General features: G+C 39.1%; 15 protein-coding genes. 8 read left to right on the forward strand and 7 right to left on the reverse strand.

Going from position 1 to position 14,406, the window contains the following annotated elements:
- Positions 1 to 139: 139 nt before the first annotated feature.
- From fur to ybaK, 4 genes are all read right to left on the reverse strand, one after another.
- Positions 140 to 589, reverse strand: coding sequence for a ferric iron uptake transcriptional regulator (fur, locus tag F8M47_RS06575; RefSeq protein ID WP_014990964.1), 450 nt, complete (start codon positions 587 to 589; stop codon positions 140 to 142).
- 27 nt (positions 590 to 616) lie between these two features.
- Positions 617 to 1,141: a flavodoxin FldA gene (gene fldA / locus F8M47_RS06580; protein ID WP_150539336.1), complete on the reverse strand. Its 525-nt coding sequence runs from the start codon at positions 1,139 to 1,141 to the stop codon at positions 617 to 619.
- A 10-nt stretch (positions 1,142 to 1,151) separates the two neighbouring features.
- The gene (gene ybfE, locus F8M47_RS06585; RefSeq protein ID WP_150539337.1) at positions 1,152 to 1,445 is read right to left on the reverse strand and encodes a LexA regulated protein; all 294 of its coding nucleotides are present in this window, start codon (positions 1,443 to 1,445) and stop codon (positions 1,152 to 1,154) included.
- 221 nt (positions 1,446 to 1,666) lie between these two features.
- A complete protein-coding gene (gene ybaK / locus F8M47_RS06590) occupies positions 1,667 to 2,140 on the reverse strand; it encodes a Cys-tRNA(Pro)/Cys-tRNA(Cys) deacylase YbaK (protein ID WP_150539338.1) in 474 nt (157 codons plus the stop codon).
- 86 nt (positions 2,141 to 2,226) lie between these two features.
- Between ybaK and F8M47_RS06595 the strand changes: the two genes are divergently transcribed.
- From F8M47_RS06595 to F8M47_RS06610, 4 genes are all read left to right on the forward strand, one after another.
- Positions 2,227 to 3,228 (forward strand): oxidoreductase, encoded by a 1,002-nt coding sequence (locus F8M47_RS06595; protein WP_150539339.1) that lies wholly within the window; start codon positions 2,227 to 2,229, stop codon positions 3,226 to 3,228.
- Positions 3,229 to 3,287: 59 nt separating this feature from the next.
- Positions 3,288 to 4,583, forward strand: coding sequence for an NCS2 family permease (locus F8M47_RS06600; RefSeq protein ID WP_150539340.1), 1,296 nt, complete (start codon positions 3,288 to 3,290; stop codon positions 4,581 to 4,583).
- Positions 4,584 to 4,667: 84 nt separating this feature from the next.
- Positions 4,668 to 5,018, forward strand: coding sequence for a DsrE/DsrF/TusD sulfur relay family protein (locus tag F8M47_RS06605; protein ID WP_150539341.1), 351 nt, complete (start codon positions 4,668 to 4,670; stop codon positions 5,016 to 5,018).
- The gene (locus tag F8M47_RS06610; protein WP_150539342.1) at positions 5,018 to 6,205 is read left to right on the forward strand and encodes a BaiN/RdsA family NAD(P)/FAD-dependent oxidoreductase; all 1,188 of its coding nucleotides are present in this window, start codon (positions 5,018 to 5,020) and stop codon (positions 6,203 to 6,205) included. The genes F8M47_RS06605 and F8M47_RS06610 overlap by 1 nt, the downstream gene beginning before the upstream one ends.
- Positions 6,206 to 6,290: 85 nt before the next feature.
- Here F8M47_RS06610 and infA read toward each other — a convergent pair whose 3' ends face one another.
- Positions 6,291 to 6,509 carry a translation initiation factor IF-1 gene (gene infA / locus F8M47_RS06615; protein ID WP_005598198.1) on the reverse strand — a complete coding sequence of 73 codons (219 nt, stop codon included), beginning with the start codon at positions 6,507 to 6,509 and terminating at the stop codon, positions 6,291 to 6,293.
- 90 nt (positions 6,510 to 6,599) lie between these two features.
- Positions 6,600 to 7,274 (reverse strand): YtjB family periplasmic protein, encoded by a 675-nt coding sequence (locus F8M47_RS06620; RefSeq protein WP_150539343.1) that lies wholly within the window; start codon positions 7,272 to 7,274, stop codon positions 6,600 to 6,602.
- Between the two features lie 91 nt (positions 7,275 to 7,365).
- On the opposite strand from F8M47_RS06620, the gene serB reads away from it, so the two are divergent.
- The 4 genes from serB to glgP all read left to right on the forward strand — a co-directional run bounded on the left by serB (position 7,366) and on the right by glgP (position 11,518).
- Positions 7,366 to 8,226, forward strand: coding sequence for a phosphoserine phosphatase SerB (gene serB / locus F8M47_RS06625; RefSeq protein WP_150539344.1), 861 nt, complete (start codon positions 7,366 to 7,368; stop codon positions 8,224 to 8,226).
- 13 nt (positions 8,227 to 8,239) lie between these two features.
- Positions 8,240 to 8,731, forward strand: a complete 492-nt coding sequence (locus F8M47_RS06630; protein ID WP_150539345.1) for a YajQ family cyclic di-GMP-binding protein — start codon at positions 8,240 to 8,242, stop codon at positions 8,729 to 8,731.
- Between the two features lie 91 nt (positions 8,732 to 8,822).
- Positions 8,823 to 9,017 carry a DUF5363 domain-containing protein gene (locus F8M47_RS06635; protein WP_150539346.1) on the forward strand — a complete coding sequence of 65 codons (195 nt, stop codon included), beginning with the start codon at positions 8,823 to 8,825 and terminating at the stop codon, positions 9,015 to 9,017.
- Positions 9,018 to 9,118: 101 nt separating this feature from the next.
- On the forward strand, positions 9,119 to 11,518 hold the full coding sequence (gene glgP / locus F8M47_RS06640) for a glycogen/starch/alpha-glucan family phosphorylase (protein ID WP_150539347.1): 2,400 nt from the start codon (positions 9,119 to 9,121) through the stop codon (positions 11,516 to 11,518).
- Between the two features lie 48 nt (positions 11,519 to 11,566).
- Here glgP and malT read toward each other — a convergent pair whose 3' ends face one another.
- Positions 11,567 to 14,284: an HTH-type transcriptional regulator MalT gene (gene malT / locus F8M47_RS06645; RefSeq protein WP_150539348.1), complete on the reverse strand. Its 2,718-nt coding sequence runs from the start codon at positions 14,282 to 14,284 to the stop codon at positions 11,567 to 11,569.
- Between the last annotated feature and the right edge of the window lie 122 nt (positions 14,285 to 14,406).

Genomic DNA, 14,406 nt, shown 5'->3' on the forward strand with positions numbered 1-14,406 from the left:
TTGCAAAAAATAGGCTAAAAATGACCGCTTACCGATAATTTTTAGCTTCCTTTAAATAGCATAAAACCGAAGGTCTTGAAAACCTTCGGTATATTTACTCGTAATACAATAAATCTATAGATTTATTGTATTCAATTCATTATTTTTTATCTTTTGATGAATCACAGTGCGCAATGTCATTGCATTTAGCATAGAGGTATAAGCTATGTGTCGCTAATTCCATACCATGTTGCTGGCTGATTTCACGCTGACGGCGTTCGATATCTGGATCTTTAAATTCAAATACCTTACCGCAATCCATACAAATAATATGATCGTGTTCTTGTTCTACATTAAGCTCAAATACCGCTTTGTTCGCATCAAAGTTATGACGAAGTAAAATACCCACTTCTTCAAATTGATTTAACACACGGTAAACGGTTGCTAAACCGATATCAGAACCTTGTTCTAATAAAAGTTTGTAAATATCTTCTGCAGAAAAATGCTGCATTTGATCACGATGTTGTTGCATTAACGCAAGAATGGTTAAGCGTGGCTCGGTTACTTTTAAGCCAACGCTTTTAAGAAGTTTTGTATTCTCTTCAGACATAACTGTCACCCTTTGTCTATCCAATGATTATGCTAATTGATCTAAGCACATTTCTTCAGTTAATTGTTTACACCAACGGCTAACACGCTCACTGGTTAATTCAGGTTGGCGATCTTCATCGATACATAAGCCAACAAATGTATTTTCATCAATTAACGCTTGTGAAACTTCAAAACTATAGCCTTCAGTTGGCCAATGCCCCACAATCACTCCACCATTTGGTTCTACAATGTCACGAATGGTTCCCATCGCATCGCAGAAATATTCTGCGTAATCTTCTTGGTCGCCACAACCGAAAATAGCAACAACTTTACCGCTAAAGTCAATTTCTTTTAAAGTTGGCATAAAATCATCCCAATCTGCTTGAGATTCGCCATAGTACCAAGTTGGAATACCTAATAGTAAAAAGTCGTACGCTTCAATATCTTCCTTGGTGCTTTTCGCAATATCGCGAATATCGACTAAATTTGCACCAAGCTCCTTTTGAATCATTTTTGAAATATTTTCTGTGTTACCAGTATCGCTACCGTAGAATAAACCTACCACTGCCATTTGAATTTACCTATTTTTCTAAATCGGCGAAATTGTTGCCGATATACTCATTTAAAATAATTTCGATTAACTGTCCGCGTGTCACCCCACGTTGGGAAGCTTCTTCTTCCAAAGTCTGTACCAAGTCTGAATGAAGTTTTAATTCAACACGTCTCAGCCCAGACGAGCGATCTCGTTTTAGCTGATTTCGTTTATTAATTCGAACTTGTTGTTCTCGACTTAACGGATTAGTGCGTGGTCGCCCAACTTTTGGCACGGTTGCGAACAGATCTAGTGTTATACAATCTGCGTCCTGTTTTGCCATTTGTTCCACACGAATAATATTCGCCTATCATTTCAATAGCTCATGCTAATTGAGAATGAGACGCTACTAAATAATGAAGTGCGAACTATACCATACTAATTTAGTCTTGGAAATTGCACACTTTAAATTTACATTGGATTTGCGGAACTTTTCAGAAGTTATTAATTTTGTTATTTGTTTTTGTAAAATTTTCTACAAATTTGATCACTTATTTAGGTGGCCTATTCTTTAATATCAGCAAAAGTTGCATTCAGTAATTGAACTAAATCTTGGACAGCTAGCTCTACATCTAAGCCTCGTTTTCCACCTGAAACAAATATGGTCGCAAATTGTTGTGCTGAGCTATCAATCACGGTGGTTAGGCGTTTTTTCTGACCAAGCGGACTGATTCCACCCAATAAATAACCAGTGGTTTTTTGAGCAATGTCTTTATCCGCCATTTCCACTTTTTTCACACCAAGTGCGCTAGCTGCACGCTTTAAATTCAAGGTATGCGAAACAGGGACTATCATTACGGCTAACTTTTTTTGATCGCCATTTTCTGCCACTAATAAGGTTTTAAACGTTTGGTTAGCATCAATGCCTAATTTTTCGACCGCTTCTTGCCCGAAATTAGTGTTATTCGGATCATGTTCATAAGGATGAAGGGTATGAACAATTTTTTGCTTTTTCAGTAAATTTATCGCTGGAGTCATTAGTTTTTCCTCTTAAAAATATGTACAATTACAGCTTTTGTGTGCGCTACGTCAAACTTGACGAATCAAAAAGGAGCAAGCCGATTATGTCAGATTCACTTACATCGAACATCCGTTTAGCTATTGCAGCTGATTTTACCCTGTCATCAAAATTACTTGAAGCATTAGCAGAGAGTGATTTGCGCTTAGACAATATTTCTGTAGTTGAAATTGAGCCATTTGGCGAAGAGCAATCACTTTATATGGGAAGTAGGGCGATTGAGCAAATTGCACTAGACGAAGTAAATTGGGCTGATTTTAGCCATGTTTTTTTCGCAGGCAAAATGGCACAAGCTGAAACCTTGGCGCAAGCGGTACAAGCGGGCTGTATCGTACTTGATCTATACGGGCTTACTGCACTAATTGCTAACGTGCCAGTTGTTGTGCCAAGTGTGAATGATGAAGCAATTGCCAACTTGCGTGAGCGTAATATCGTTGCACTTGCTAATCCACAAATTTCGCAATTAGTATTAGCGCTAAAACCTTTCTTATCTCAGCCATTAAACCATATTTTCGTTAGCTCGTTATTACCTGCTGCTTATTTCGGTGATGAAAAAGTGAAAGAACTTGCAGGTCAAACGGCTCGTTTATTAAATGGCATTCCATTTGATGAAAATGCAGAACGTATCGCTTTTGATAGTGTACCAGCCAATGTACAAGGCGAAGAAAAACATCTACCGTTCTCTCGTGTTTTTGAATTACAACTTGCAAAAGTTTTACCAAATTTAACCGCTTCTACTACCTTCCATTCGGTGCAAGTGCCTATTTTCTATGGTATTTCACAAATGGTGAGCGTACATTCTGAATATCAATTAGATGTTGAAACTATTAGCGAAAGTTGGAAACAGCAAAGCGGTATACAGTTCCATGAAAAAAATGTGATAACGCCTGTTAAAAATGGTGAAAATGAAGAAGAAAATCTCCTTCAAATTAGCCAGTTATTAGCAAAATCAGAGAATGAAGTACAGTTTTGGTCTGTTGCGGATGAACAAAAATTCAGCCTCGCATTTTTAGCCGTTCAGCTACTCCAATTAGTATTGGAATATTAATTTTATCCGCCATGAAACATTGAATCGTTTCTTGGTTTCTTTTTCTATTTGAGGTTGTTATGTTAGAACGTTTATTCCAATTATCTGCAAAAGGTTCCAATGCCAAGACGGAAATCGTGGCGGGGATCACCACCTTCTTCACCATGGTTTATATCGTATTTGTAAATCCTTCTATTCTTGGTGTAGCAGGCATGGATACACAAGTTGTGTTTGTGACCACCTGTTTAATTGCTGCATTCGGTACGATTGCAATGGGGTTATTTAGTAATCTTCCCATTGCGCTCGCACCAGCAATGGGGTTAAACGCATTCTTTGCATTTGTGGTAGTGCAAAAATTAGGTTATTCATGGCAAGTAGGGATGGGGGCGATCTTCTTAGGTTCTGTTGGCTTATTCTTATTAACGATTTTACAAATTCGTTACTGGTTTATGTCGTCAATTCCACTCGGTTTGCGTGTGGGTATTGGAGCTGGGATCGGCTTATTTATTGCCCTGATCGGTTTTAAAAATATGGGCTTAGTGGTAGCCAACCCTGCAACGCTTGTGGCATTGGGTGATCTGCACGATCCGAAAGTGTTAATGGGTATTTTTGGTTTCTTTATCATTGTGATATTAGCTGCAAAAGGCATTCACTCTGGCGTATTAATCTCAATTGCAATGGTAACGGCATTAGCGTTAATTTTTGACCCAGCAGTAAGCTTCAACGGTGTAATGTCTATGCCTCCAAGTTTAGATGCGGTAGTTGGTCAGGTTGATATTGCTAGCGCACTTGATATTGGTTTACTTGGGATTATTTTCTCATTTATGTTAGTAAACCTATTTGACTCATCAGGTACATTAATTGCGGTCACTACCAAAGCAGGCTTTGCGGATGAACAAGGTCGTTTCCCACGTATGAAACAGGCGTTATTAGTGGATAGTAGCGCTGCAATGGTAGGTTCATTTATGGGAACCTCAGCAATCAGTACCTATATCGAAAGTGGCTCTGGTGTATCGGTTGGCGGTCGTACAGGTTTAACTGCAGTAACAGTAGGAATTTTATTTCTTCTAACTATTTTCTTTTCGCCATTAGCTGGCGTGGTTCCTGCTTACGCTACCGCTGGCGCCTTAGTATTTGTAGGGATTTTAATGGCTTCAAGTTTAATTGAAGTGAAATGGGATGATTTAACCGAAGCAACGCCAGCATTTATCACTACCGCTATGATGCCGTTTACTTATTCAATCACTGAAGGTATCGCATTCGGCTTTATTTCATACTGTGTCATGAAAGCGTGTACAGGGCGTTGGAAAGAAATCAACCCGTCAGTTGCAGTGGTATCGCTACTGTTTATCGCAAAATTTGTTTGGGTAGGCTAACGATATTCGTTTGGGAAAGGACGCTATACTTGGCGTCCTTTATCATATTCAACTTATGTCATTCTCTTCTTCAAGGAAAACAGCATGCAAAAACTTCTCTTTATCTTCAACTCTGCACCATATGGCAACGAATCGCTGTTTAGTGGTTTACGCTTAGCATTACAAATTCAAGAACAGCATCAAGCTCAAATCAAACTGTTTTTAATGTCGGATTCTGTTACGGCTGGCTTGAAAAAACAAAACCCAGCAGAAGGTTATAACTTACAGCAAATGTTAGAAATTCTTACTGCACAAGGCGCAATAGTTAAACTCTGTAAAACTTGCACCACCGCACGGGGTATTACAGAATTACCGCTGGCAGACGGTGTAGAAATTGGCACTTTAATTGAACTAGCCGATTGGACAATTGAAGCAGATAAGGTGTTAAATTTCTAATGCAGCAATTTGATGTAATTATTATTGGGGCTGGGGCTTCGGGGTTATTTTGTGCAGCACAATTAGGGCAAGCGGGAAAGCGTGTTGCAGTATTAGATTCAGGGAAAAAAATTGGGCGAAAAATTCTAATGTCTGGTGGTGGTTTTTGTAACTTCACTAATTTAGAAGTAAGCGCTAATCATTACCTCAGCCAAAATAAACATTTTGTTAAATCAGCGTTGGCTCGTTATACCAATTGGGATTTTATCGGCTTAGTGGCGCAATATGGCATCAGTTATCACGAAAAAGAGCTTGGACAACTATTCTGTGATGAAAGCTCTCAACAAATTGTCGATTTACTGCAAGCAGAATGCGATAAAGGTAAAGTAGAAATCTTGTTACGCCAAGCGGTTATTTCTGTCGAAAAATTTGCAAAATCTTTTAGAATTCAGACCGCTAGCGCGCTGTTTGAAACCGAGAATTTAGTGATTGCTACAGGTGGATTGTCCATGCCTGCGTTAGGTGCAAGTTCATTTGGTTATAAGCTCGCAGAGCAGTTTGATATTCCTGTAATTGCACCACGTGCCAGTCTTGTGCCTTTTACATGGAAAGATTCTGATAAACATTTTGCCAGTCTTTCGGGGATTGCTTTGCCCGTAAGAGCCTCTTGCAGACAGCAGAGTTTTAGCAATCAAATGTTGTTTACTCATCGTGGCTTATCTGGCCCTGCGATTTTGCAAATTTCGAATTATTGGGATTTGGGTGAAACGGTAGAGATTGATTTATTACCAAGCAATGAAATTAGTCAAATTTTAGCTGAATTACGCCAATCTTCGCCGAAATTGCAGCTAAAAACCGTTTTAAGTCGCTATTTGCCGAAGAAACTGGTTGAGTTATGGTTTGAGCAACATTATCTGAAAGATACAGTGATCGCTCAATTGACGAAAAACGAATTAGCGCAATTAGAACAGCTAATTCACCATTGGCAATTTTTACCAAATGGTACGGAAGGCTATCGCACTGCTGAAGTTACCATGGGAGGTGTGGATACGGATTTTATTTCATCAAAAACCATGCAAGCGAAACACATTGAAGGGCTTTATTTTATTGGGGAAGTGCTGGATGTTACGGGTTGGTTAGGTGGCTATAACTTCCAATGGGCGTGGTCGTCCGCTTTTGCTTGTGCAGAAGCGATTATCGACAAATAGCGCTACAAGCGGTCATTTATGCCCGCAAAATAACAAAAAACGGAAGTTGATCACTCAACTTCCGTTTTTTGTTTTTAAGCTTTAATTAACGAGCACGGAAAATAATGCGTGCTTTGCTTAAATCGTATGGAGTCATTTCAACAGTTACTTTATCGCCAGTTAAAATACGGATATAGTTTTTACGCATTTTGCCTGAAATGTGTGCGGTAACCACGTGACCGTTTTCTAATTCCACACGAAACATTGTATTTGGTAAGGTTTCTAAAATTGTACCTTGCATCTCAATGCAATCTTCTTTAGCCATGAATTCCTCTTTAATTAGGGGTGGGTATAAATAAAAAAACGGGGTCTATTATACTCTCCTAAGCCTAAATTACAATCGCTTTCCAAGCGATTACTTACGTCTAAATGCACGACGGCGTGAATGAAAACGTTGCGCTTGGCTTTTAGTTGCAATGGTTGGCAATTTAATTGGTGAATGTATCACGCTCGCTTTACGGCGGAAGAAATAGTGATAACTACTCGCTAATAATACCCCAACTAAAACCAAAATAATCAGCTGTCCGTATAATTGATGGAAAATTCGCTCTACTTTGCTTTTAGTGGTCTGTCCATATTCTGCATCAAACGTAACTCGCAAAAAGCCGACCAAATCTTGTTGAGAAATAATGGGTTCTACAATTTGTTGTGTGGCGATTTGCTTGGTGTCAGCACTGCTATTTTGTTTCAATAACGCTTTAAGCTCTAGCGCATTTTGGCTTTGTGCAATCAGCGTACCAGATGGTGAATATAAACTCGCATCAATCACAAATTCTTCTTTCGAAAAAGCGCCAAGCGCTTCTATCAGTTCTTCATTTTTTACATTTTTCATTAACATCAGCGAAAATAAATTGGCTTGTTGACGCACCAAAAGGTGCGAAAGGTTAGAGACCTGATTAACACTCGCCAGTTGTGAACCTAATTTAAACTGGTTAACACCGTTTAAAATCACACTTACAATTATCACGCACAACGCACTGATGCTGGCAAGCAAACCGATTTTCACGATTTTTTCACGGGGTAAATACATAGATTAATTGCTAATAAATAGTTGATAATAGATAATTCAAACACGCATTATCTATGTACAACATCCAAATGTCTATTAAAAAGAGAACACTATGCCAAACACGATTTTTATCTTTTCCAAGCAACTTTCTGAACAGCAAATCAACCAATTCTCCGCACAAACCAATGCGCAGCTGCTAAAACAAGCGGTCTATTTTGGCTATAAAATTGCATTTTTTTCGACAAATTTAACCGCTTATAATTTACGTGCTAATGCAGCACAAATTGAGGCTGATGTGGCTGATTTAGCTATTGAGCCAAATCTTGCACAAGTGGGTTTATTAGTGATGGATATGGATTCTACTGCCATCAAAATTGAATGTATTGACGAAATTGCTAAACTGGCTGGCTCAGGTGAAATTGTTTCGGCAATTACTGCAAGTGCTATGCGTGGTGAACTCGATTTTGAACAAAGTTTGCGTAAACGCGTTGGCACGCTAGAAAACGCCCCTGAAAGCATTTTGCAAACCGTACGAGAAAATCTACCGCTTATGGACGGCTTTGAGCAAATGGTAAGCGAGCTAAAATCGTATGGTTGGAAATTAGCAATTGCCTCTGGTGGCTTTGATTATTTTGCTGATTACTTAAAAGAAAAATATCAGTTGGATCATGCGGTTTCTAATCAGCTAGAAATTATTGATGGTGAATTAACAGGCGTGGTGCTGGGCAAAGTGGTTGATGCGCAATATAAAGCGGAAACGCTCGCAAAGTTAGGTAAACAGTATCAGATTCCACAACATCAGTGGGTGGCAATGGGTGATGGGGCGAACGATCTGCCGATGATCAAAACCGCTGCACTTGGTGTTGCGCTACACGCAAAACCAACTGTTCAAGAACAGGCTAAATTTGTGATAAACTTTGGTGACTTAACCGCATTGTGTGTGTTGCTCAATGCGAAAAACTTGTTTAATTAAAAGGAAATGTATTATGCCATCTTTTGATATTGTATCTGAAATCACTATGCACGAAGTGCGTAATGCGGTTGAAAATGCTAACCGTGTCTTAAGCACACGTTATGACTTCCGTGGTGTTGAAGCTATTATTGAGCTTAATGAAAAAAACGAAAGTATTAAATTAACCACTGAATCAGACTTCCAATTAGAACAATTAATTGAAATTTTAATCGGTTCTTGCGTAAAACGTGGTATTGAACACAACTCACTTGATATTCCAAGTGAAGCTGAACACCATGGCAAACTCTATTCAAAAGAGATTAAATTAAAACAAGGCATTGAAACCGAAATGGCGAAGAAGATCACAAAATTGATCAAAGATTCGAAAATCAAAGTACAAACCCAAATTCAGGGTGATCAGGTGCGTGTAACGGGTAAATCTCGTGATGATTTACAAGCGGCGATTCAATTAGTGAAAGGCGCAGAGCTTGGTCAGCCATTCCAATTTAACAATTTCCGTGATTAGTTATCTCCACGATGTAGAGGCGAACATGGTTTGCCTCTACCAAGACTCTTTGTATAACAGCTACATAATAACGGAATAGACGAGGTTAACGATGTCTAGTAACTCATCAGATAAACCACAGAACTGGTTTAAAAAAATGCTCGCAAAATACGATAAATTTTGCGAAGAACTCGGTGTAAATCAAGGTGCTTGCCGTGGCTGTGTGCCTGTGGTGAAGTTTGATCCTGAAAGAGAACCTAAACCACAATCTGCACAAACTAAAACCGAAAAATCGTCATCGGTATAGTCCTACTACTCAATCCTCCCTGACTAATTTTAGTGGGGAGGATTTTTTTGTGCAGTTGCTTTTTGATAATAGCGAAAATTTTACTTTATTGGAGAAAAACTATGGCGATCACAGCGCAATTTTCCGAATTATTCGAACGTCACTTACAAGACTATTGTGCAGAACGTTCTCTAACACCAGCCCAATTATCTGAACAACAATGGTATCAATTGGTGGCACAAGTTGCTCATCAAGCTGCATTGCAATTTTTCCCGAAAAATCAACCGCTTGCAGACACCCGTAAAGTCAATTATCTCTCAATGGAATTTTTGGTTGGGCGTTTACTCGGCAACAATTTACAAAATCTCGGTGTTTATCAATATGTGGTGGATAAACTCGCAAAATATGGCAAAACATTAGTAGATATTTTAGAACAAGAAACTGATCCTGCTTTTGGTAATGGTGGGCTAGGACGACTTGCCGCTTGCTATTTAGATTCAATGGCAAGTATTGCACAACCTGCAGTTGGCTATGGCTTGCATTATCAATACGGCTTATTCAAACAAAGTTTTGATTGGGCTGGCAGACAACACGAACAAGGCGATGCGTGGGGGCGTGATTTCTATCCGTTGCAATCACACCGTGCAGACTTTCGCCAAGCGGTCGGTTTTGCGGGCGAAGTTCACCATATTGTAGGCGATAAATATGAATGGCAACCAGAATGGGTAATTTACGGCGAAGCATTCGATCTACCTGTTATCGGCTATAAAGGCGTACAACAGCCATTACGTCTATGGCAAGGTTATAGCGAAACCGCTTTTGATTTAGCTAAATTTAATGACGGTGAATATTTAGATTCAGAAGCAGCTGTGATTGATGCTTCAAAAATTACCAAAGTACTCTACCCGAACGACAATCACCAAAATGGTAAAGAATTACGTTTAATGCAACAATATTTCCACTGCGCTTGTTCGGTGGCAGATATTATTAAAAATCATTTGGCAAAAGGCAGAACGCTCGAGCAATTGCCTGAATTTGAGGTGATTCAATTAAATGACACTCACCCAGCGATAGCGATTCCAGAATTAATGCGCTTATTGCTCGACCAATATGACTACAGTTGGGAAAAAGCATGGGCGATTTGCTCAAAAGTATTCGCTTATACTAACCACACCTTATTACCTGAAGCACTGGAACAATGGGAGCAAAATCTGGTAGCCAAATTATTGCCTCGCCATTTGATTATTATTGAGCGAATCAATCTCGAGTTATACCGACAAGTTAAAGCTTGCTTCAGTGAGCAAGAATTTGCAAATGTTTGGAATGAAACGGCGGTGATTGCTAATAACAAAGTGTGTATGGCAAATCTATGTGTGGTTGGCTCGTTTGCGGTAAATGGTGTGGCACAGATTCATTCGGATTTAGTGGTTAGCGATTTATTCCCTAGTTATGCCAAATTGTTTAACGACAGATTCCATAATGTAACAAACGGTATTACCCCTCGCCGTTGGATTCGCCAAGCCAATCCGTTATTAAGTGCATTGCTCGATCAACATATCGACGGCGATTGGACACAAAATTTGGAATTATTACGCCAAATTGAACCGCTTGCAGAAAATGGAGAATTTCAGACCGCTTACGCACAAATTAAGCAACAAAATAAACAGGCATTGGCGAAAGTTATTGAAGCAACACTCGGGATTCAAGTTAATCAAAATGCGATTTTTGATGTACAAATTAAACGTTTCCATGAATATAAACGCCAACATTTGAATTTATTAAATATCATTGCCACATACCAAGCGCTTAAAGCTAATCCAAATATGGAATTTGTGCCTCGAGTGTTTATTTTTGCTGGTAAGGCTGCGCCAGGTTATTTTATGGCGAAACAAATTATCCAAGCGATTAATAATGTGGCACACGTGATCAATAACGATCCTGATATGCAAGGCAAATTACAGGTGGCATTTTTACCAAACTACAGCGTAAGTCTGGCGGAGAAAATTATTCCAGCAGCGGATGTATCAGAACAAATTTCATTGGCAGGTAAAGAAGCTTCTGGTACGGGTAATATGAAATTGGCATTAAATGGCGCAATTACTTTAGGTACATTAGACGGTGCAAACGTAGAAATTGCTGAATTTGCAGGCGAAGAAAATGTGGTCATTTTTGGTCATACGGTTGAATCGGTGCGTGAGTTGCGTGAAAAAGGTTATGTTTCTCGCGACTACTATCAACAAGATAATGTGTTACGCAAAGCGATTGAGGCGTTGGCAGACGGCTCATTTTCGGGCGGTAACCCAGAAATCTTTGAACCACTGGTTTATGACTTGCTAAATAAAGACTATTTCTGCGTATTAGCTGATTTTGCAAGCTATCGTGAGGCGCAACAAGAAGTTGCAAAACGTTACCAAAATCAGACCGCTTGGTTAAAATCAACCATTCTAAATACGGCACGTTTGGGCGCATTCAGTTCAGACCGTTCAATCCGTGATTACCAAGCACGTATTTGGAAAAAATAACTTCTTAGATAAAAGCAAGGGCAACTTTTTTGTTGCCCTTTTTTATGATTAGTTATAGCCCATCATCCTTAATAAACTACGGGTATATTCAATGGCTTCACTGCGGTTTGCCACGCCAATTTTTTGATATAAATTGCGAATATGGGTTTTAATTGTAGTAATCGCCACCACTAATTCCTGTGAAATTTGCTCATTACTGTAGCCCGAATAAATCAGCCCTAACACTTGCCATTCTCGAGCGGTAAGTGGGCTAATTTTTAACAATTCAGGTACTTGTGGATTTTTCAGCAAGTTATTTACAAACTCCTCATCAAAGTGAGCAAATTTATGTCGATTATGCTGATTAATACTACGCAAAATAAATTGTGCTTTATGGATCGCAAGCTCATCTAATACATTGAGTTGTAGCAGTTGGCGGATTTGTTGCGCCATTAAATCGCCTTCAATCACAAAAGCGCTAATAAAATTAGTTTGTTGTGAAAGATTCAACGCCCGAATCAAATCTTTTTGCGCGAGATCTGCTCTACCTTGGCGATAAAACACTCGGTTGCGTAAAATCAATGCGCGCTGTGTATCGCTGATTAAATTAAAGGTAGCAGAAGTTTGTAACAAGCGGTTTAAAATATCTAACGCTTGTTCAAAGTTATCTTGCAATAAATAACAACGTGCAATATTGCGCCATTGGCGTTGTAAAAAGTGATTGTTTTCTTGTGCTGGTAAACTTACTTGGGTCAGCCAGCTTTCCAGATGTGATTTATCATCACTGATTTGCCAATAGAGCATTTGCACTTCATCAAAGGTTGAGCGCCAATCCCAATGTACTGCGTGTGAAATAATTAAATTACGGCACTGCTCCAATAGACGTCCTGCATTATTTAAATCACCTTTGGTAAGCGAAACTTTCGCTAATAATGCTAAACAATGTGCTTGCTCTCCTTCTTTTTCCAGTACTTCAATGCCTGCATTAGCCATTGCTTCTGCTTGGTCTAAATGGTGCCACTCCCATAAAATTTGCCCTTTCAAACGCAATAAAAATTCATGCATTGGAATTTGATGCAAATGCTGTGCTTGTAAAGTGGTGTCTTTTAAAAGATCGTATGCTGATTGCCAGAAACCTTGTGCCGATAAAATTTCAGCCTGTTGTAATTTTGACCACAACCACTGATGATAAGCTTTTTGCTCCAATGCCATTTTTTCTACTTTTTGCATTTGTGCCAAGCCTTCTTTTAAATAGCCTCGACAATGTTGCGCTTCGCCAATAATTGAATTTGCCACAATTTGTGCATAGCCAAAATTGGATGATAAATGTACCAATGCCTGTTTCGCTAAAGTATAAGCTTGCTCATCATTACCTTCATTAATCGCCACTTGCGCTTTTAATGCATCGAAACGTGACTGTAAATCCGCAACAAGCGGTTGATTTGGCTGAAATTTTTGCAAAATACCTGACACCTCCTGATGGCGGTGCTGGCTTTGCGCAAGCCATGCTTTTAGCAATACTAAATTTGAATCTTGCCAAAGTTGCTCCGCCGAAAGTAGCGCAAGACAATCTTCCAATAATTTTAGTTGACCTTGATGAAATAGCTCCCAGCCATATTCTTGCAAAATAGCGTATAACGTTTGAGAGTCTTCTAACATTTGCGCATGATAAAGTGCTTCAGAACCATAGCCCAATTTCAGCCACATCATTGAGGCAGTTTTATGTAGCTCTTGCCATTCAGTTGGCAATTCCAAACGACAGCTTTGTGCTAAGCAAGATGCTAAAATTGGGTGAAATTTCCACCAAATTTCGCCATCATCATGTAAAATTCGCTGAATAAATAGCCCCATTTTTTCTAATTCATCAAGCTTTTTCACGCCATTTTCATCTTTAGTGAGTGCTAGCACTAATTTTTCATTCATTGAACGTAAAATAGCGCAACGTTGCATAAATAATTTGAGCTCGGGATCAACGTAATGAAAAACCTCTTCATTTAGATAATCAGCAATATGCTGCTGATTTAGCTTCGCAAATAACTTTTCAGGCGAGCGCAATAATTCAGGATTTTGTTTCACGGCAAGGCTGACTAATTGCAATGCAGTAGCCCAGCCTTCAACCCGATCACACAGTGAAAACACTTCGTCGTCACTAAGTGGCTCATTAAATTTTGTCGCTAAAAATTGGCGTGTTTCGCTGGGACTAAAAGCCAACTGGTGAACGTCGATCTCTAATAATTGTTCATGAATCCGCAAATTGGTGATACTTAATGGCGGGGTTAAACGAGATAATACAATCAAGCTCATAGTTTGTGGCTGATGTTTAAGCCAAAATCGGATTGCTTCGTGAATTTCGGCATTTTCAATATGATGATAATCATCAATTATCAAATAAAAATGGCTACGAATTTCAGAAAGTTGAATCAGTAATTGCGAAAAATATTCAACTAAATTGGTTTGGTAAGTAATGCCACTGAAAGATAAATCCGTTGCGTGCGAAAGGGCTGCGGTAAAATAAGCAGAAAACTGTTCAACTTTATTATCACTTTCGTCAAGCGAATACCAACCAATACGCTGATTTCTAGCTAATTGCTTTTCTTTCCATTGTGAGATTAGCGTTGTTTTTCCATAGCCTGCAGGCGCCACGACTAATGTGATTGGGTAAAATTCTGCGCGATTTAATTCATTTAATAGTAACGTGCGCTCCACCATTTCTGTGGCTTTTGCGGTGCGATTCACTTTGCTGGAAATTAATTTGGTTGGAATCAATCTTGAAAATGTTGCTTGCATTTATCCTCCACTACATACATTAGGCGCTGTTGTTCTTTTCCTGCGCCTAAAATAATTTTAGCAATATTCTTCCCATTTGATCAGCAAAATAAAAAAGCCACTAGAAACTCCAGTGGCAAAAT

The organism is Actinobacillus vicugnae, from assembly GCF_901687125.1.
GTDB classification, from domain to species: domain Bacteria; phylum Pseudomonadota; class Gammaproteobacteria; order Enterobacterales; family Pasteurellaceae; genus Actinobacillus; species Actinobacillus vicugnae.

Bases quoted from the DNA above. Each gene is read 5' to 3' on its own strand.
- fur (WP_014990964.1), bottom strand. From the start codon at position 589: ATGTCTGAAGAGAATACAAAACTTCTTAAAAGCGTTGGCTTAAAAGTA.
- fldA (WP_150539336.1), bottom strand. From the start codon at position 1,141: ATGGCAGTGGTAGGTTTATTCTACGGTAGCGATACTGGTAACACAGAA.
- ybfE (WP_150539337.1), bottom strand. From the start codon at position 1,445: ATGGCAAAACAGGACGCAGATTGTATAACACTAGATCTGTTCGCAACC.
- ybaK (WP_150539338.1), bottom strand. From the start codon at position 2,140: ATGACTCCAGCGATAAATTTACTGAAAAAGCAAAAAATTGTTCATACC.
- F8M47_RS06595 (WP_150539339.1), top strand. From the start codon at position 2,227: ATGTCAGATTCACTTACATCGAACATCCGTTTAGCTATTGCAGCTGAT.
- F8M47_RS06600 (WP_150539340.1), top strand. From the start codon at position 3,288: ATGTTAGAACGTTTATTCCAATTATCTGCAAAAGGTTCCAATGCCAAG.
- F8M47_RS06605 (WP_150539341.1), top strand. From the start codon at position 4,668: ATGCAAAAACTTCTCTTTATCTTCAACTCTGCACCATATGGCAACGAA.
- F8M47_RS06610 (WP_150539342.1), top strand. From the start codon at position 5,018: ATGCAGCAATTTGATGTAATTATTATTGGGGCTGGGGCTTCGGGGTTA.
- infA (WP_005598198.1), bottom strand. From the start codon at position 6,509: ATGGCTAAAGAAGATTGCATTGAGATGCAAGGTACAATTTTAGAAACC.
- F8M47_RS06620 (WP_150539343.1), bottom strand. From the start codon at position 7,274: ATGTATTTACCCCGTGAAAAAATCGTGAAAATCGGTTTGCTTGCCAGC.
- serB (WP_150539344.1), top strand. From the start codon at position 7,366: ATGCCAAACACGATTTTTATCTTTTCCAAGCAACTTTCTGAACAGCAA.
- F8M47_RS06630 (WP_150539345.1), top strand. From the start codon at position 8,240: ATGCCATCTTTTGATATTGTATCTGAAATCACTATGCACGAAGTGCGT.
- F8M47_RS06635 (WP_150539346.1), top strand. From the start codon at position 8,823: ATGTCTAGTAACTCATCAGATAAACCACAGAACTGGTTTAAAAAAATG.
- glgP (WP_150539347.1), top strand. From the start codon at position 9,119: ATGGCGATCACAGCGCAATTTTCCGAATTATTCGAACGTCACTTACAA.
- malT (WP_150539348.1), bottom strand. From the start codon at position 14,284: ATGCAAGCAACATTTTCAAGATTGATTCCAACCAAATTAATTTCCAGC.